The organism is Neobacillus muris, assembly GCF_943193175.1.
Classification (GTDB): domain Bacteria; phylum Bacillota; class Bacilli; order Bacillales; family Cytobacillaceae; genus Neobacillus; species Neobacillus muris.
In genome coordinates, this window is sequence record NZ_CALPDF010000011.1 from 54,197 (window position 1) to 72,257 (window position 18,061).

At 43.2% G+C, this 18,061-nt stretch carries 18 protein-coding genes and 1 pseudogene; 4 read left to right on the forward strand and 15 right to left on the reverse strand.

Going from position 1 to position 18,061, the window contains the following annotated elements:
- Positions 1-60 precede the first annotated feature (60 nt).
- The 10 genes from NFS43_RS10110 to NFS43_RS10155 all read right to left on the reverse strand — a co-directional run bounded on the left by NFS43_RS10110 (position 61) and on the right by NFS43_RS10155 (position 9,998).
- Positions 61-669, reverse strand: a complete 609-nt coding sequence (locus tag NFS43_RS10110; RefSeq protein WP_251551539.1) for a class I SAM-dependent methyltransferase — start codon at positions 667-669, stop codon at positions 61-63.
- A gap of 197 nt (positions 670-866) precedes the next feature.
- On the reverse strand, positions 867-2,312 hold the full coding sequence (nagE, locus tag NFS43_RS10115) for an N-acetylglucosamine-specific PTS transporter subunit IIBC (protein ID WP_251551540.1): 1,446 nt from the start codon (positions 2,310-2,312) through the stop codon (positions 867-869).
- Between the two features lie 498 nt (positions 2,313-2,810).
- The gene (locus NFS43_RS10120; protein WP_251551541.1) at positions 2,811-4,208 is read right to left on the reverse strand and encodes an RsmF rRNA methyltransferase first C-terminal domain-containing protein; all 1,398 of its coding nucleotides are present in this window, start codon (positions 4,206-4,208) and stop codon (positions 2,811-2,813) included.
- Positions 4,209-4,429: 221 nt separating this feature from the next.
- Positions 4,430-5,629 carry an MFS transporter gene (locus tag NFS43_RS10125; protein WP_251551542.1) on the reverse strand — a complete coding sequence of 400 codons (1,200 nt, stop codon included), beginning with the start codon at positions 5,627-5,629 and terminating at the stop codon, positions 4,430-4,432.
- Positions 5,630-5,976: 347 nt separating this feature from the next.
- Positions 5,977-6,201, reverse strand: a complete 225-nt coding sequence (locus NFS43_RS10130) for a hypothetical protein (protein ID WP_251551591.1) — start codon at positions 6,199-6,201, stop codon at positions 5,977-5,979.
- Between the two features lie 75 nt (positions 6,202-6,276).
- Positions 6,277-6,549, reverse strand: coding sequence for a hypothetical protein (locus tag NFS43_RS10135; RefSeq protein WP_251551543.1), 273 nt, complete (start codon positions 6,547-6,549; stop codon positions 6,277-6,279).
- 75 nt (positions 6,550-6,624) lie between these two features.
- A complete protein-coding gene (locus tag NFS43_RS10140) occupies positions 6,625-7,464 on the reverse strand; it encodes an MBL fold metallo-hydrolase (protein WP_251551544.1) in 840 nt (279 codons plus the stop codon).
- Positions 7,465-7,730: 266 nt separating this feature from the next.
- On the reverse strand, positions 7,731-8,477 hold the full coding sequence (locus NFS43_RS10145; RefSeq protein WP_277613926.1) for an amino acid ABC transporter ATP-binding protein: 747 nt from the start codon (positions 8,475-8,477) through the stop codon (positions 7,731-7,733).
- 15 nt (positions 8,478-8,492) lie between these two features.
- Complete coding sequence (locus tag NFS43_RS10150; protein ID WP_251551545.1) at positions 8,493-9,152, reverse strand: amino acid ABC transporter permease; 660 nt, start codon at positions 9,150-9,152, stop codon at positions 8,493-8,495.
- 63 nt (positions 9,153-9,215) lie between these two features.
- Positions 9,216-9,998, reverse strand: coding sequence for an amino acid ABC transporter substrate-binding protein (locus NFS43_RS10155; RefSeq protein ID WP_251551546.1), 783 nt, complete (start codon positions 9,996-9,998; stop codon positions 9,216-9,218).
- 244 nt (positions 9,999-10,242) lie between these two features.
- On the opposite strand from NFS43_RS10155, the gene cidR reads away from it, so the two are divergent.
- Together cidR and NFS43_RS10165 are read left to right on the forward strand one after the other, a co-directional pair.
- Positions 10,243-11,130, forward strand: a complete 888-nt coding sequence (gene cidR / locus NFS43_RS10160) for a cidABC operon transcriptional activator CidR (protein ID WP_251551547.1) — start codon at positions 10,243-10,245, stop codon at positions 11,128-11,130.
- 205 nt (positions 11,131-11,335) lie between these two features.
- Positions 11,336-11,707: a hypothetical protein gene (locus NFS43_RS10165; protein WP_251551548.1), complete on the forward strand. Its 372-nt coding sequence runs from the start codon at positions 11,336-11,338 to the stop codon at positions 11,705-11,707.
- Between the two features lie 79 nt (positions 11,708-11,786).
- Here NFS43_RS10165 and NFS43_RS10170 read toward each other — a convergent pair whose 3' ends face one another.
- Entirely contained in the window at positions 11,787-12,569 is a 783-nt protein-coding gene (locus NFS43_RS10170; protein ID WP_251551549.1) for a sugar phosphate isomerase/epimerase family protein, read from the reverse strand.
- 245 nt (positions 12,570-12,814) lie between these two features.
- On the opposite strand from NFS43_RS10170, the gene NFS43_RS24605 reads away from it, so the two are divergent.
- Positions 12,815-12,925, forward strand: a complete 111-nt coding sequence (locus NFS43_RS24605; protein ID WP_420910320.1) for a GIY-YIG nuclease family protein — start codon at positions 12,815-12,817, stop codon at positions 12,923-12,925.
- On the opposite strand, the gene NFS43_RS10180 is transcribed toward NFS43_RS24605, so the two are convergent.
- Positions 12,907-13,368 (reverse strand): SRPBCC domain-containing protein, encoded by a 462-nt coding sequence (locus NFS43_RS10180; RefSeq protein ID WP_251551550.1) that lies wholly within the window; start codon positions 13,366-13,368, stop codon positions 12,907-12,909. The genes NFS43_RS24605 and NFS43_RS10180 overlap by 19 nt on opposite strands.
- Before the next feature lie 212 nt (positions 13,369-13,580).
- Between NFS43_RS10180 and NFS43_RS10185 the strand changes: the two genes are divergently transcribed.
- A complete protein-coding gene (locus NFS43_RS10185; RefSeq protein WP_251551551.1) occupies positions 13,581-14,057 on the forward strand; it encodes a glutathione peroxidase in 477 nt (158 codons plus the stop codon).
- A gap of 55 nt (positions 14,058-14,112) precedes the next feature.
- Here the strand turns inward: NFS43_RS10185 and NFS43_RS10190 are convergent, their stop codons facing one another.
- The 3 genes and pseudogenes from NFS43_RS10190 to NFS43_RS24530 all read right to left on the reverse strand — a co-directional run.
- Complete coding sequence (locus NFS43_RS10190; protein ID WP_251551552.1) at positions 14,113-16,317, reverse strand: right-handed parallel beta-helix repeat-containing protein; 2,205 nt, start codon at positions 16,315-16,317, stop codon at positions 14,113-14,115.
- 81 nt (positions 16,318-16,398) lie between these two features.
- Positions 16,399-17,100 carry a rhamnogalacturonan acetylesterase gene (locus NFS43_RS24525; RefSeq protein ID WP_251551588.1) on the reverse strand — a complete coding sequence of 234 codons (702 nt, stop codon included), beginning with the start codon at positions 17,098-17,100 and terminating at the stop codon, positions 16,399-16,401.
- Between the two features lie 42 nt (positions 17,101-17,142).
- Positions 17,143-18,060: pseudogene (locus NFS43_RS24530) on the reverse strand (pectinesterase family protein); the annotation flags it as partial.
- Position 18,061: the final 1 nt, after the last annotated feature.

The window sequence follows — 18,061 nt, forward strand, 5'->3', positions numbered from 1 at the left end:
CTCCTAATTAACTTTATATGTTAAATTGGAGGTTTTGCATTTAACCTTATTCCCCCGCGTTTACGATTTGAGCCGATAAATCAAAAACCTTTCATTCTGATTATGCGAATACACATACGGCACCGGAATCTCTTTTTCCCACTCAAAAGCAGTATAATTTTCTAAATAATAAATATAATCCTCAGATGGATAATATAAAATCAATGCCACATCACGGGTATATTGCTCTGCCGATAACAAAATATTGTTTATCACTTTGCGAAACACTTGAATCGAAAAAGGATTAAAAAAGTAGAAACAGTTGTCCTCCGGGTCAATAGGGTATTCTTCTGCCAAACAGCACAAAAAATGAAGCTTATCCGGTCGCTCCTTCGTCTTCTTCAAATAGCTGGATTGGTTCGCGAGTGCCCGCTCATAAAGCTCCTCGCTCATTTCAATGCCAACCACGCTGGCATGAAAAAAATGGTGAATATAAAAGTTTAATCTCCCTTTCCCACAGCCAAAATCCACCACGCGGTCGCTGCTTTTGACTTCAAACTCGCGAAATAACTCTTCCAAGCCGCTATAGGGAGTCGGCTCATAGCGATGATAATGCAGCGACTTATGGAAGCCCTGTTGTTCCTCTCTTGTTTTAATATTTAGCAATTTATCATAATAATGTTCTTTCATGGATAACTCCTATCATCGGGTACCTTCTTTATTTCCTAAATAGCAGGGGCACACAGAAGGAATATTACAATTACTATTTTAAATCATACCACTTATCATTGGTTCTTGAACGGCTCCCTGCTTACGGAGTGACACAAGTAAACAAAACAATAAGCACCCCCTGTTTCACATACTGGGGGTGCTTCCTTGTGTAACCGTTATCTCTTGCGGATTTTCGCAATTTCATCCGCCACAAATTGGACGTTCGTGCCGACAATGACCTGAATGCTGTTTTCCCCGACAATATTAATGCCTGGTACCCCTGTAGACTTAATTTTCTTCTGGTCCACCGCTTTCATATCTTTTACTTCCAGTCTTAGTCGTGTGACACAGTTGTCGACGGAAAGGACGTTGGCGTCCCCGCCCAATCCTTCATAAATGGTTGCAGCCATAGAAGCAAATTTGCTCTCTCCGCCAGCTAAACCTGTTCCTTCTGTTTCTTCATCATCCTCCTCACGGCCCGGAGTCATTAAATTAAACTTGGTGATGATGAAACGGAACAGGAAGTAGTAAATCACGGCAAATACTAATCCTTGAATGAGCAGCATGTACGGGCTGTTGGCAAGCGGAAGTCTTGAACTTAACACAAAGTCGACCAAACCGGCGCTAAACCCAAAGCCTGCTGTCCAATGGAACGCAGCCGCAATTGCTAAAGAAATTCCAGTTAAAATGGCATGTACTAGATATAACATGGGTGCCACGAACATGAACGCAAATTCTATTGGCTCCGTAACCCCTGTAAAGAAGGCAGCAAAACCCGCTGCTAACATTAAGGAGGATACCTGTTTTTTCTTTTTGTCTTTAGCGGTATGAACCATGGCCAAGGCAGCGGCAGGAAGACCAAACATCATGACAGGGAAAAATCCCGCCTGGTACATACCTGTTACCCCTTTTTCCCCTTTGCCTGACCAGAAGTTCCCGATATCATTGATGCCGGCAACGTCAAACCAGAATACAGAGTTTAAGGCATGGTGCAATCCTGTTGGAATCAACAAACGGTTGAAGAAACCATAAAGGCCGGCACCAATAGCGCCTAATTCAGCAATACCTTTACCAAAAGAAACTAAAGCTGTATAGATGACAGGCCAGACAAAGAAAAGAATAGCAGATACAATAATCATGGAGACCGCCGTCATAATCGGCACTAACCGTTTACCGCTGAAGAAGGCCAACGCATCTGGCAGTTTAACATGACTGAATCGGTTATACATCATGGAAGCTACAATACCTGAGAGTATGCCGACAAACGCGTTACCAATTTTAGCGAACGCTGGATCGACTTTCTCCGCGTCAATTCCTTCCAGCAAAGCCACTGAGTTAGTGGATAAAAGGGTCGTCACAACCAGGTAGGCGACCAAGCCGCTCAATGCGGAAGACCCGTCTTTTTCTTTGGCCATTCCCAAGGCAACACCAACAGCAAACAAGATGGGAATATTGTCAATAATTGAACCGCCTGCTTTGATAAAAAAGGCAGCCAGCGGACTGTCAGCCCCCCAGCCGCTTGGGTCAATCCAGTAACCAATCCCCATTAAGATGGCGGCAGCTGGCAATACGGCTACTGGCAGCATCAAGGAGCGGCCAAGTCTTTGCAGATATTTCATCATTTTTCATTACCCCCTAGAAAATAATGCAATAAAAAGATAAATGCTTGGGCAAATCCAAAATGCCTTTCCTGCGGCTTTCGAAAGAACACCACCCCCTTTAGCCTGCTTAAAAATTGGCAGACTCAGCTTAACGGCCGACTTGATTGCCCTCTTGAACAAGGACGTATATCCCTCACCATTCATCGAAATCGTTTCCAATCGTGGATTAAAACATCCTCTATCTGAATGTTTTTCCCATTAACAGGTAATATATCCCAAGAAGTTAGGGGATTGGAAACATCCTCTATTTTCTTTACTACTTATTAATGACGAAAAAAGAAAAAATATAATCCCTTTGGCCAAATAACACTAAAAAAGGCATGGGGATGCAATGATTGTTCCTAGGAACTTGTCATTGCACCCCCATGCCTGATCGTATCATTCACATGTCATCCAGCTAATGGCAGAATAGACAAAGGTTGAAGATATCCGTCATTCTATACATGCCAGCTATTTATTTTAAAAATTGCCTGTCCATCTTAATCCTTTTGGATAATGGTTTTTCAATACCCCGTTGGATACTTTGCCCCATCCGAGGGAATAGCCGTCAACCTCTGCCAGGTACCAGCCCTTTGGACCTTCTGCAGGTAACGATTCGCCTTTCAAATAGGCAGCCAATTCACGGGAATCGCTGTTTAGATTCCATTTATGAACAACCTGGTCTTCTGTTAAGGCCAAGGCCAGGGCATGAGAGGGTTCAAAGCGGTTTTTTTTGATCGTCCCCAAATGCCATCCCGGGCGTATGACCTTTAATTGCTCAAGAGACAGCAGCTCCTCTGGCACCAAGTACAATTGATCCCCAAACAAGAGGTATTCCCCTTTTGGAGCTTCCTTTAGGGCCTCTTCAGCAAATTGCTGATAGCTTTTTAACAGCTTTTTGTCAGCCGCTGTTTTGGCATATTTTCGTTTGGCCGGTTCCTCGCCATCCATTTTTCTCAATACAGCAATATAATGGCCTTCGCCTTGAACCTGATGCGGCCAAATTCGGATGGTTTGCTCGATAGCCGCTAGGGCCTCTGCTGCCCAATCCCGGCGGCCCTTGGAAAAGCCTTCATATACCTGAACATGCTCGATTTCAAAATGCGGGTTCTGCTTCAAAAACTGGCTGATGGTCCCTTCATTTTCCTCAGGAGAAAAGGTGCAGGTAGAGTAAACCAGCCGTCCGCCTGGGCGGAGCATGACAGCAGCCGAGTCCAGGATGTCCAGCTGCCGCATAGAACAGATTTCTACATTCTTCGGGCTCCACTCCGCACAAGCTTCAGGGTCTTTGCGGAACATTCCTTCTCCTGAGCATGGGGCATCAACCATGATCCGGTCAAAATAGGCGGGAAATCGCTGGGCGAGCCGGGCAGGCGTTTCGTTTGTCACCACAGCATTGGTAATGCCCATCCGCTCGACATTTTGCGAAAGGATTTTGGCCCTCGCCGGATGGATTTCATTGGTCAGCAGGAACCCTTGCTGCTCCATTTTTTCCGCGATATGCGTCGTTTTCCCTCCAGGCGCTGCGCACAAGTCGAGAACCCGTTCTCCAGGTTTGGGATCGACCATTTCGGCCGCGGCCATCGCACTCGGCTCCTGAATATAATACAATCCGGCATCATGATAAGGATGCTTCCCGGGACGTTCCTCCAACCCGTAATAAAATCCTTCTTTTACCCAAGGAATTTTTTTCAATGTAAATGGGCTGATGTTTTGAAACTCCTCAAGTCCAATCTTCAAGGTATTTACCCGAAGGCCTTGAGCCCGGTTATCCTCATAGCTATGAATAAAATCATCGAAATCCTCTTTTAATAGGTCTTTCATTTTTAGTAAAAATTGCTCTGGGAGCTGCATATCATTCACCTCAAAACTGGCCATAACGAACCGCTGTCAGATGCGGTTTTGCCCAGAAATTTCATACCTACTAATGTAACTGAATCAACCTTTTAATGCAAAAAAGAAAAGGTGTCGTCTCCTGCCGTCAAAAGGACAGGTACCTGACGCCTACTATTCGATTCATTAATCTTTTAATCTGTTTATCGCCGATTCTACTAAAAAATCTCTTTTTTCATCACATTGTTCGAATGTTTCAAGTAGAATTATCTAGTCTGCACCACTTTAGCCGGTATGGAAGACAGCTTGAGCGTCAGCGGAAAAGCGAATAGAAGCAAACAAACAATGAAGCCGATAACCCCTTCCCACTCAAAATGGGTCCAGAAAAATCCGCCAGTCGTACCGGCCAGACTTGAACCGCTATAGTAAAAGAATAAATAGAGCGAAGAGGCTTGGGCCTTTTCCGATATCGCTCTCCTGCCCACCCAGCTCGAAGCAATCGAATGCGAGCCGAAGAAACCGAAAGTAAATAAGGCAATTCCGGCAATTTTCAAAAGCAGCGGCGCAGCAAGTGTAATGGCTGCGCCGCTGATCATCAGCACCAAACCCATCGATAATACTTTTTTTCGGCCGAGCCGGTCCGATAGCTGCCCCATCCAAGTGGAGCTGAACGTTCCCGTTAAGTAGACAAGAAAGATCCAGCCGACGATCGTTTGGCTCAAGTTATAGGGAGGTTCCAAGAGCTGGAAACCGATATAGTTATACAAAGTGACAAAGCTTCCCATTAATATAAACGCGATTCCGTATAAACAAAGCAGTGCCGGGTCCTTTAGATGGCGAAACAAGGAGGCGAATAGTTGTTTTAATTTTAACGGCTGCGGCGCAAAATGCTTGGAATTCGGCAAATGCCGCCAAAACCACATGCTCAATATAAGACTGATTAAGCCGATGCTGCCCATCGCAATCCGCCAAGAAAAGAAGTCTGTAACGGTTCCCGTTATGATTCTTCCGGCCATCCCGCCTATTGAATTCCCGCTTATGTAAATGCCCATTGCCACCCCCAGGCTTTTGGGGTCGACCTCTTCTCCCAGATAAGCCATTGCAATGGCTGGCAGTCCGGCAAGGACAATCCCTTGGAGGACGCGAAATCCTAATAATGACCCAAAGCTAGGGCTAAACGCTGTAAAAATCACAATGAGTGACGATAACAGCAAGGAAGCCGCCATGATGATTTTTCGTCCCCATGCTTCCGATAACGAGCTGGTGATCAGCATCGAAACAGCGAGCGTGAAGGTGGTAACCGACAAGGTAAGGCTTCCTGCTGCGGCTGATACATGAAATTCTTTTGAAAAAATCGGCATCAAAGGCTGTACGTCGTAAAGGATCGAAAATGTGATGAATCCCCCGGCAAACAAGGCAAAATTCGCCTTTCGAAAGGCCGGTGTTCCTTGCTGCAGTTTATCCAAAGTAAAACCTTCTTTCGTATTGATAACCCACTAAAACTTTACTCCACTAAAACGAATACTTCAAATGATAATCATTCAATATTCGAATAATGCAAAATAATATATTGGGTCTATTTTTATTGTTCTTATAATAACTAAGGTATTCAGTGACCGCGAAGCAAATATGATAGGTTATCGTAACAAAGTCAATGTTCATGAGGACAAAATACTGGTTAACCACCCTAGTTTTGGCGCCAAGATGACATCAGGGGAGAAGAAAGGTACAATTCATTCTTTTTATATATGAAAGTTCTTAAGCAAAAAAACTGACTTAAAAGTGCATCATCGTGATACCCTTTAAGCCAGCCTTACAATATGGACATTATTCTTATCAGGAATCCGCTTAATTCTTGGATCCGTGAAACTACGATTTCATCAGTGCTTCTCGCAGAAAATTCCGATACCGCAGCTCCTTCAGGTCCAGCCTGGAACCAATGGAGTGTATTGGGATAAACCGTTCTCCATTCGACTCGAACATTTCGAAGCTTGCTCCATTTTTGATGCAAAAAAATAACCTGACTTCTCACAGCCATATTTCAGACGGGAAATCAGGTTACTTAAGTGTATTCGGATGAATCTTGTACTAAATCAGACTCTATGTGTAATCACTATCTTACTGTTTGCAATTCCTTTGTTGGAATATCGATAAATGCTTGAGCCTGGATCAACAGTTCATTGCGCTTGGCATATAGGCTGGAACATGTTGGCTTTAAGCAGCAAGGACAAGTACCGCCCATGGTTCCGATATTGTAGGCAGTTACCTTTTCTCCCTCCACACGGCAGTTTAACATGGCCTTGCCATTATTAGTGAAGGTTAAAAGCACATTAAATGTTGAATTTTCCGGCTGTGTATTAAAGATTTCTGCGTTTGTAAGTTGCATAGGTAGTCACTCCAGTTTTTTATTTTCATCCCTACATATTATATCAAACAAATATTCTTTCAACCTATTATGTTACTAGAGAGTTTCTGGAAATGAACATGATTTGTCTTTTTCTAGTTCGAAATGGGCTGCGATGGATGAAATGATATGTAGAGAGTCCCATTCCCCAGAGGAAAAACGAATAATAGGGTAATCCTTAGGAAATAGTTTGTGTTTGATTTCTTCAATAGAGAGGCCCTTCTTGTATAAATTTTCAACTTCTCCATAAAGATTTTCCAGATATTCGAGTTTCTTGATTAACATTTCTTTGCCATTTGGAATGTATCCGGCATGGCAGCAGAACATGGATTCAAAACCATATTTAAGCAGTGTCCGGATAGAGTTCATGATGACGGGAATGGATTCACTATCCATGATCACTTTTGTCCTGGGGGTTACGAATAAGTCACCGGAAAATAGCCTGCCTGTGCCCTCGTCCAGCAGGGACACATGGTCTTCGGCGTGGCCAGGGGTATAGATAACTCTCCATTGCCTTGTCTGGGTTTGGATGGTCTCGCCAAGGGGGATGGCCCGAAATTTCTCGCGTACTCCCCAGGTCAGTTGGCGATATTTAGGATAGGGAGACGCTTGTGCGCAAATCTCTACTCCTAACGGGTGAATATAGATGGGCACCTGTTTAGTTTTCTGAATCCATGGAGCATTTCCCGAGTGGTCTTCATGGCTATGGGTTAAGGTTACAAGCTCAAAGGATTGTTCTAGCAAATAAGAAGTGAATTCTGATTCAATGATTTGGGGTCCGGTATCGACGAGCATGCCGTCCACTAAAAAAGCATACACTGTGCCTAGTTTGATGCCAGAACTAACCACGTTCCCCTCTAAACATGTCACGCCTTGATTTTCTTCTACCTTTAACATGTGATCGCTCCCACCTCGTTTCCTTTTGTTTCATCCTATTTTTTCTAAATATTCACAAAATAAGATTAACGCAAAATGAATGAATAATCAATCATATCCCATTAGGGCTGCTCCTATTTACCTTTGAGGGTGGTTCTTGGCTGACTGGCTTTGTAATCGATTCTTTTGCGTGACTCCCTTTTTTTTTTTCAGCTCTAGGTCAGGCCAAGACTCGTACCATGAGTAAAAAAAAGAGAGCCCTTAAGAGGAAGGCTCTATAAAAACGATTATTTCAAGCTTCGGTTTAAAAATGCTTTCGTTCGGTCATGCTGCGGATTTGACAGCACCTCGGACGGATGGCCGGATTCAATGATCTCCCCATTATCCATAAAGATGACCCGGTTCGCCACTTCCTTGGCAAAACCCATCTCATGGGTGACGACAATCATGGTCATATGTTCTTCTGCCAGCGACTTCATTACTTGGAGCACCTCACCCGTTAACTCAGGATCCAGTGCCGAAGTCGGCTCATCAAACAGCAGGATATCCGGATTCATCATCAACGCCCGGGCAATCGCCACACGCTGCTTTTGGCCTCCTGATAAATTAGCAGGATACGCACCCGCCCGGTCTGTCAAACCAATTTTTTCAAGAAGCTCCGTGCTGCGCTGACTGATTTCAGCAGCAGACTCTTTCTTCACCATTCTTGGCGCCAATTCTAGATTCTCCCTAACCGTCAAATGGGGAAACAAATTGAAATGCTGGAACACCATGCCCATCTTCGCAGTAATCTGTTTGACCTCCTGCGGCTTTGCGTATGCCCCATCCTTTACAAGGTAATCCTCCCCAATCCGGATGCTTCCGCCATCAATTTTTTCCAGATGAACCAAGCTGCGAAGCATGGTGCTCTTACCAGAACCGGAGGGGCCAATAACAGCGACTACATCATTTTTATCCACATCAAAGGTAATCTGTTTTAAGACATCCAGATTGCCATAAGACTTTTTTAAATTAGAAACTTCCATAATGGCCATGCTGCCACCCCTTCCCTATTCAAACGTAACTTTCCGTTCGATCCATTTAAAAACAAGCGTTAAAATCAGCGTCATTAGCAGATAAATTACGCCTGCCACGACAAATGGGAAAATGGAAAAATCCCGGTTGACTGCCGTCTCGGCATAGTGAAGCAATTCTGGAACGGCTACAGCGTAAAGCAATGCCGTGTCTTTAACCAATGTCACCGATTCATTAGCCACGGCCGGAAGCGCAATCCGAAACATTTGCGGCAAGATGATCCGTGTTGTTGTCTGCCATCTATTAAAACCCAGTACTTGGGCAGCTTCATATTGCCCTTTCTCAATAGCTAAAAGACCACCGCGGAAAATTTCTGCAAAATAGGCAGCATAATTAAGGATAAAGCCCAAACAAGCTGCCACGAACCGATCCAGCACCAAATACTCCCCAATGCCTGGAATCATCGGTAAACCAAAACAGATAAATAATAACTGAAGCAAAAGCGGTGTCCCGCGCAAAACATAGATATAAGCCTGTGCCAGCCAGGAAAGCGGCTTGAACCGGCTCCTTACTGCCAGCGTCAGCAAAAAGCCAAGCGGAATCGAGACAACAATGGCAATAAAAAACAACAGAATCGTCATTTGTGCCCCTTCCAGCATCGGCATCAAAATGGATACAAAATAATCAAACGACATAGAAGAAATCCTCCAAAAACAAAACAGGCTTCCCTTTGGAAATCCTGTTTTGCTCTATATTCATTATTTTAAAACTTTGTCTTCCCCAAACCATTTTGTTGAGATATCAGCTGCAGTGCCGTCTTCATTCATTTCGTCCAATGCTTTTTGCAGCTTGTTCAGTAACTCTTCGTTTCCTTTTTTCACTCCAACACCATATTCCTCAGGAGCAAGTGATTCATCAAGGACTTTAAAGGTATCTTTTTCTTTTGTCATATAGTAATCGATCACGACTTCGTCAATGACAACGGCATCTATGCGTCCGCTCTTTAAGTCGTTCAAGGCCATTACGTTATCACCGAACTCGGTTACTTCTTTCACCTTGGATTTAATCGGACTGGCATTCAAAGCATCTGCGGCAGAGGATTGCGATTGAAGTCCTACCACTTTGCCTTCGAGATCAGACAGCTTCGTTATGTTTGAATCCGTCTTAGTGACGACAACTTGTGCATTTTTTAAATAAGGTTTAGTGAAAAGAACCTTTTGTTTTCGTTCATCTGTAATAGTATAGCCATTCCAAATTAAGTCAATCCGGCCGCTGCTTAGTTCAGATTCTTTTGTCTTCCAATCAATCGGCTGAATTTTTACATCCATGCCCATTTTTTTTGCGGCAGCTTTGGCATAATCAATATCAAAACCTACGATTTTGTTATTTTCATCTCGGAATCCCATTGGAGCGAATGTATCGTCAATTCCAATCACCAACGTATTCTCTTTTTCCTTCGCTTCTGATGTATTGCTAGAGCAGGCTGTAAGAACAGTGAATAGCGCGGCAATTACTAGAAGCATAGCTGCTAAACGTTTCATATTAAAAAACCACCCTTTATTTGTGTTTTGGATTTCGCTTTAGTACGTTACCATATTATCATGCTACTACATTATAACACTATAATATTTTAAAAGACAATTACTTTATTTAGTTGCATAAAAATGGCATTTCATCTGCTATTGTCAATCCCCTTGCATCTAATTATTTTATATTTTTAGATTTTTATAAAAATTATGTTACAATAAACTCATTGGTAAATACTGCAAAAAGCAGGTGGAGTTATTGGATATTAAACATTTGCAATATTTTCTGGAAGTGGCTAAATATAATAGTTTTTCGCTTGCGGCCAATCATTTATATATCACTCAGCCAACTATTAGCAAAATGATCAAAAACCTCGAACAGGAATTAGGCGTTGAGCTTTTTTACCGTTCCCGAAAACAACTGTTATTGACAGATGCCGGACGGGTTATAGCCGAGCAGGCAGCATTAATTGACCGTGCGATGAAAAATTTAAATACAGAGCTGGAAAATTTGTCTGAACTAAAAAAGGGCCATATCCGGATTGGACTGCCGCCCATCTTTGATGCCCATCATTTCCTCGAGATTGTTGGCAAATTCCATGAAAAGTATCCTGGCGTCACTTTTCAGCTTGTGGAGAACGGTTCAAAAAAAATTGAGGAGGCTGTGGAAACCAATCTTCTGGATGCTGGGGTGGTGGTGCTGCCAACCAAGCATGAGATTTTTGATTCGTTCTCTATTTTGGAGGAAGATCTTAAACTTGTTCTGCCTGCTTCACACCCTTTTGCTAAAAGAGAACTGGTGAATGTAAGCGAGTTGGCGGATGAATTATTTATTTTATTTAATAAAGATTTTGTTCTTAATGATCGGATTATTCTCTCCTGCAATACGGCCGGTTTTTTTCCGAAGGTGGTCTCTGAAAGCAGACAGCAGTCGTTTATTGTTGATATGGTGGCCAGCAAGCTCGGCATTGCTCTATTGCCTGAAAGCATTTGCCGCCAGTTAAATGAAAAGGTGAAATCAGTGAAAGTGGCAAACCCTTCTATTTCTTGGAAGCTGGCCGTTGTTTGGAATAAAGACCAGTACCTTTCTTATGCAGCAAAAGAATGGATTAATTTTACAAGAAATGAGTTAGTTAGACTAGTTTGACAGAAGCTGTGTTTTTGCAGCTATCAACTGAAAATGCTTACATAGATATTGTCTATAGTTGAAATAAAATAAAACCATTTTACTTTACAGATAGGAAGGCATACACTTTTAGAAGAAAATCCCTTTTTAGATTATTCAAAAAAACAAAAAGGAAAGCCTTTATCTCGTTGGATAAGCCTTGGGAATTTTAAAGGAGGGAAGCTGTATGATTGCTTTATCGAGTATTGTTGAGTTAAATGCTGCCAAGGATGTCCTGAACGATGTAAAAAAAGAATATCCCGAGCTTTTTGAGAAGTTTTTGGATGTGGTTAATCTTACGCGGGCCCTGCATCTTAAATATCAGTATATGGGCTGCCTGCTGATGGATGAAGATTCAAGGGGGTGCACTCCTGAGTTTGTCTATGGGTCTGTACTTCGCTTATATAAAATGGAGTTACAGTGTCTGAAAAATGATCCTGATTTTAAAGTATTAAAAGATATTTTCGTAGAATTTGGAAGCATTGGGTATCCCAAACTATGTCTTTTGGGACTTGGACGGAATCCGGATTCACTGGTTGGTCCAATGTTGATTAAATAACTATATCTACTTGTTTTCTCATGTTCACCTTACAAAAATTTCAAGGCAACAGCGGGGGCTGTTGCCTTTTTTATAAGTTTTAGCTCATGAAACCTAGTAAATAGTTATGGCTTTCCACCATCTCGCTCGCATCGGTTCTGTCCTTCAAGACAATCTCATATATATACGGCCGGGTTAACAGATAGGGAATAATCGGTTTCCAATCAATGCTTCCCTCCCCTAAGGGCAGACCATCATGCCTTTTTCCCTCACTGTCAACCACATGAAAATATTGTATATGGGAATCTAATTGTATAATCTGTTTTATCAAAAGGTCATTATCCCCTTTAAACGAGATAAACGCATGGCTGATGTCATAGGCCAAAGGCAAATTTAGCGGTTTAACTACATCATCATACCAGTTTGGATTTTGAGCAGTAAACACACCATTGATGGAGTTTTCCCATAAGAAAACATCTCCAGTGTAAGAAATGATCTTTTGAATCTCTTTAACAATCTTATCTGTATTTTCTTTATTGACCGCACTGGCATCCGTTACTATGTAATGAGGATGAATCACGCATTTGATGGAATAGGTTAAGCAAATCTCTGCAAGTATTCTCGATGTTAAATGATAGAAAAGATAATCCTCTTCCCGCTCATGGTTGATATTCAAATAGCTTCCATGGTATTTTGTGGGATGATGCAAAAAAACTTGGATCCCCTTTTTTGTCAGCATCGAGATGGTATTTTCAAGCTGCTGCCGTTTAGCGCCAAACAAATCATCCTCATACAAATGCAGTTCGACTATATCCGGACTATATTTTAATCGATCATTAAGCTGCTCCGGCTGGCAAGAACACTTCAGGCCTAATTTCAACAAAGAATATCACCTCTTTCCATAACATCTTATGAACCTACCAATAAATGGATTAGTCATTACGCCTTTCATTATATACCAAAAATCCGATGGGGGTCAGTCCCCCGGTGCTTTAAAGCACTGGGGGACTGACCCCATTACTGTTAAAATAGGGATATATCGCAGATTTATATTGAAAGGAGGCTTGGGTAGTTTTGCTGCTAAAAGACAAGGTCAAGCACCTTCCTTCTACCCCTGGCGTTTACCTTATGAAGGATTCAAGCGGAGGCGTTATCTATGTGGGAAAAGCAAAAAACCTTAAACGGCGCGTTCAGTCTTATTTTCAAAATTCGAGCTCCCATTACCGCCTCTTCATGTAATAAAGGCTTTTTTTGATTTCTTTTTCAACGGCTTGAAAGAAGGTTTCCAGGCTTTTGTTAGAGATTCCTCGTGTGAGATGATGCTCTGCGAGAGAAAGAGCGCCGCTCAGCTGCCCTTCGATCTTGCAGTTTAGGCTAGTTCCCTGCTGTGCTTCCTTTAGCAGTATGTTGGCATGGGCATTTACTTCTCCAAGGCTCCCTTTTCCTTTTACAAACAGCCGGTACAAGGATGGTGATTTCTCCACTTGGCGTTTAATGGAAATATCAAACTGGTCTTGGATTGGCCCCAGCTTAATGTCAATCCTTCCATGATACAAACCTTTTGATGTTTCAACAAATGACCTGCAATTGGGAATCGATTTTTTTAGGATCCCTTCATCCTTTAAATACTTCCACACAATTTTCCGGGGCAATCCAAACGTATAATCATATTCAAACTTCAAAGCTTCCCCTCCACTGACACGACTTAGGAATCAACAAAAATCCCCTCATTAATTCATATTCAAAAACAGGGTGATTGGGGACTGTCCCCCATCAGAGTAACGCATTAATGAGGTGGGGGACTGTCCCCCGGCGAGGTAAAGTGGTGAAGAGTTTGGTATAATATGGTTGTATTATTTGGAAGTTATTTTTTGTTTTGGGGGAGGTTTTTTTGATGACGAGGGTTTATGATTTCACGGTTAGGCTGCCTGATGGGTCTGAGAGGTCTTTAAGTGATTATGAGGGCAAGCCTTTGTTGATTGTGAATACGGCGAGCAAATGTGGTTTTACGCCACAATTTAAAGGTTTGCAGAAGTTGTATGAGAAGTATCATGAGCAAGGCTTAGAGGTACTTGGTTTTCCTTGCAGCCAATTTAATAACCAAGAATTCGAGAACATTGAGGAAACTACTGAGTTTTGCCAATTGAATTACGGAGTCACGTTCCCGATGTTTGCCAAAATTGATGTCAATGGCGACAACGCCGATCCGCTCTTCAAATTTTTAAAAGAAGAGAAAAAAGGGGTTCTATCGAAAAATATCAAATGGAACTTCACCAAATTCCTAGTCGACCGGAACGGCAATGTGACAGGAAGATTTGCCCCGACAACTGAGCCCGAAAAGCTTGTACCTGAAATCGAAAAGGTCCTATAAAGAAAACAGGGGACTCCCTTTCAGGATCGTCCCCTATTTATAAATCAGTTCTAGTCTAATATCTCATTCTACGAGCCAAAAAATCACCCAGAAGGAGGTTCCCCATGTCATCGCGGTTAAACTTCTCAGGCCAATCCATGCTGAGAAACTCCTGTAAATTTATCGTTTCTCCCAAACTATTAACCGTCTTTTGTCCATCCCAAAAATAATTGGTTTCATCTGCGTTTCCAGTAACATAATCCTCCAGATCACCCGCTTCAGTTCGGACCGACAGATTATTTTTAAACACTGACTGCTCCTCCGGTTTAAAATAAGGACTCTTTCTAAAAATAAAATTACATCTTTTATTATTCAAAGCAATATTATCCTCCAGCAGGAGTTTACCCGGATTAAAGTTGTCGGTAAAACCATCCAAGTTATTATCGAAGGCAATATTACCTCGGACAACATGGTCAACGGGCAGACCTTCTCCGCCAAGCTTAAAGCCGCTGCCGGAGTTCCCATCCTTTCGATAACCATCACTGAGTTTCCCATTCGAATAAGAAATATTGCCTTCTAATGTAATCGGCCAATTTGGACCTTCATTGGCCCTGTTAAATAAATCCCAGCCATCATCAATATTATGATGCGAAATATTCCCTCTAAAGATATTGCCCGCTCCGACACCGAGTTTAGCCGCAAAACCATCTGCATTATCATCGGTGGCATCACGATTATCATGAGATTCACAGTTCAGGATTAAATTATATTCCGGCCAACATTCAGGAGCCGTGCCGGCACCGCTAAGGATGAATCCAGTATCGCCGTTATAGCTGAATACCATTTGCTCCACAATATTGTGATGGCCGCTCATTCTCATCCCGCTTCTGGCTGCCCTCGTGAGTTCGATACCTTTTATCCTCCAATAGTCGCCATTCAATTGCAGCACATTAGCCAGACTTTCCTGCCCATCAATGATCACTTTACCGTTTTCATAGGCCAGCAATGTTTTCATATGCTCCGCTGTCCCGCTATATTCCTTCCTAATATTAATCATCTGAGGAGGCAAATAGGTCCCTGGAAGCAGATTAATGATACCGCCAGGAAGAACATATTGCACCGCCGTCTCTATATCAAGCGGATCGTCCATAGTCCCTTGACCTGAGCTGGTCCCTTTAGGTGAAACAAACAAGCTTTCCCGATTCAGAAAGATCCTCTTTTTGACCGCAATCTGTTGCACAATAGGCTCTGCCGCTGAATGATTTTCTGGAGTGCAGCTAATTTTAAAATCAGTGATTTCCCTCTCCAATAAAGTACTGCATATAAAAACCGCATTCTTTTGAATGGCAGCCCCGCTCAGCACCTCCATACCGTCTTTGAGCAGATGGACGGTACCGTCAAAATTCGCCAGTACTTTAATATCATAATTCTCCGAACCCGACGCTGGAGCCGAAACAATCGTAAATCTCGGGGCTGCTGCTGCAGGTTCTGCAGGGGGAGAAGGAACCGTATCAGCTTTACTTATCGTTAATTGAGCATTCTCCACCGTCATTTTGGCATTCCTTGCAGCATAAAAACCGACATACATATTGTCCGGGTCCAAGACTTGGACACTGTCCGCTCCTCTAACTCGATGCTCGAAGGTTTTTTCCTCCCGCAAATGTGTAAACCTGACCGACATAATAAATTCGGTATCGGTTCTCTCTAACCTTGCCTTGAAAGGAACCCCGCAAGGAACATGATATTCGGGAGCATCTGTGAACGGTGCATCGATTAACACGCTGCCGACGTTTCCCCAAGGATGAACGACTCCTGTCCGGTACAAGGGGCAAACCCCATGCCGCATCATCCCTGCAGCAAACATGTTGGAAGCAGCCGGGACTTCCTCATAGCCTAAGATCATCGGGTCCTGGCGCGGAGCTCCAATAGTATCTCTTACCATAATTCCCGCACTTTCCTGCCGGTTCGGTCCGGCTCCATTTTCTGGGCCAAATTGTTCAATCGTTAAATCGGCTTCTAACACAAAATTATGAAGTCCAGGGTTTAACCTTGTATAATAAAAGGTCAATCCATCATGACCAGGAGCCAGCTTTCCGCCCCTGCTTTCCAAAGTAATTTTTCCATCAATCGTGCCGGGGTACTCTGGTGACGCATAGTTGATCCCTACTTTTTCAGGCACAATCTTGGCTGCATAATTTAAATCGGTTGATTGTCCAAAGGTGATACTTTGCCAAACAAAATCAGCTTCGTAAGTTTCGGTTCTGCTCTCCTGATCAGACATGGGGTATATCCTCTCATTTCTATATGATTTAGTCATAGAAAAATCAGCGGGGAATCTTGTTCCCCACTGAATGCTGACATATTAAAATTTCTTTTCGATTAAATAATCACTTATCGGCAGGCCAAGCTCCTTAATCCCCTCAATGACTAGTTCAGCAATCTTGGTAGCCCCGTAAGCACTAAAATGTGTATCATCCACTTTCGGGCCGCGTGTTTCAGGCACTTCTTCATACCAGGCGAAAAACTTCTTCGCTTCCTCTCTGCCAACCTGTTCATAAAGGGCTTTTGACTTTTCAAATAGATCAATCAAGGGAACTTCCAGTGCGGCTGCCAGCTGGCGTACTGCCTCTGGATAATCTCCCAGGGAATTGATCAATTTCCCGTCATCAGCAAATGTCCGGCGATTCACCGATGTAATAAGAATCGGGACCGCCCCTTTCGTCCGCGCCCCTTCAATATATTGGGTCAAATATTCTTGGAATGTCGTGTAAGGGTCAGTACCTCGGGATTCATCCTCTATTTTTTGATCGTTGTGGCCGAATTGGATAAACAGAAATTCGCCCGCCTTGATTTCATCCAGAATCTCTGCCAGCCGTCCTTCATCAATGAAGCTTTTAGTGCTGCGTCCACCTGCAGCATTATTTATAATTTGGACGTCATCGGTAAAAAATGGCGGGATGTGCTGTCCCCAGCCTTTTTTCATCCCCTGCTCAGGTTTTACATCTTCCACCGTGGAATCACCGGCTAAAAAGACCCTTAGCGGCTTTGTTTCACTGCCGCCCAATGTCGGCCAGCCCTTAAGCGAGCCAAAGATATTTTCAAGTGTGTACCCGGCTACTTGTTCCTCTGTTAAGACCTTTGCCCAGGGAACACGTCTGCCCAAACGCCCCCCAGGCCCCCTGCTGTTGTATTCTGCATAAAAGAGCGTTTGTTCCGCATGCGGCTTATCCCAATTATGCCAGCCCTCTTCTTTGATATGCCCGCCCATCCAGCAATCGATAAACACCGTTTTCGCGTAATCCCGCCATGGCCTGCCCAAATACACAGTTTGTGCAGCAGCCCTGCTGGATAATGTACAATTGAAAAAGACATAGCCATACTCTTGCCCAAGCGGTGTAGAAGCCGCTGTAATATAGCCGTTGACATCCTGATTCAAATCCAAGCTATGAATCTCACAATTATCAAAAACTGTTGTGGCGGATCCAAAAATAAAATCAACATCGCCTTCCAGGTAGCAGTTTTTAAAATAACTTCGGCATGACCGCTTTTCAAGCCCTTCGCGCGGTCCGCCAAACTTGTCACCTTCAATTGGCTTTGGCGGCAGCGGTGCCGTAAACAATGTATCCTGGCTGGCCAAGAAGGAACAATCGTGAAACTCAGCTTGATCGGCATCCACATACATGGCAACTGCCTGCCCGACGACACTGCCTTTTCCGGCACTATTTTCAAATGTGATATTTTTTGCAAAAAATGCATCGCCTGTCACAATGCAGGAGTAAGAACCAAATGTCCCCATTTTTTCTCCATTGTCCAGCCGTTTTTTGGCATAATCATCAAAGGTTAGTTTCACTTGATCCCGATGTGTGCCAATCAGAGAAACAAATGGTTTATTGATGTCCAATTTCTCTTTGTACACACCACCCTTAATATAAATGGCCACTCGGCTGGTGTTATCCTTTGAAATGCTGTCAATCGCTTCTTGAATAGTTGTAAATTGACCTGTTCCATCTTGCGCAACAATCATG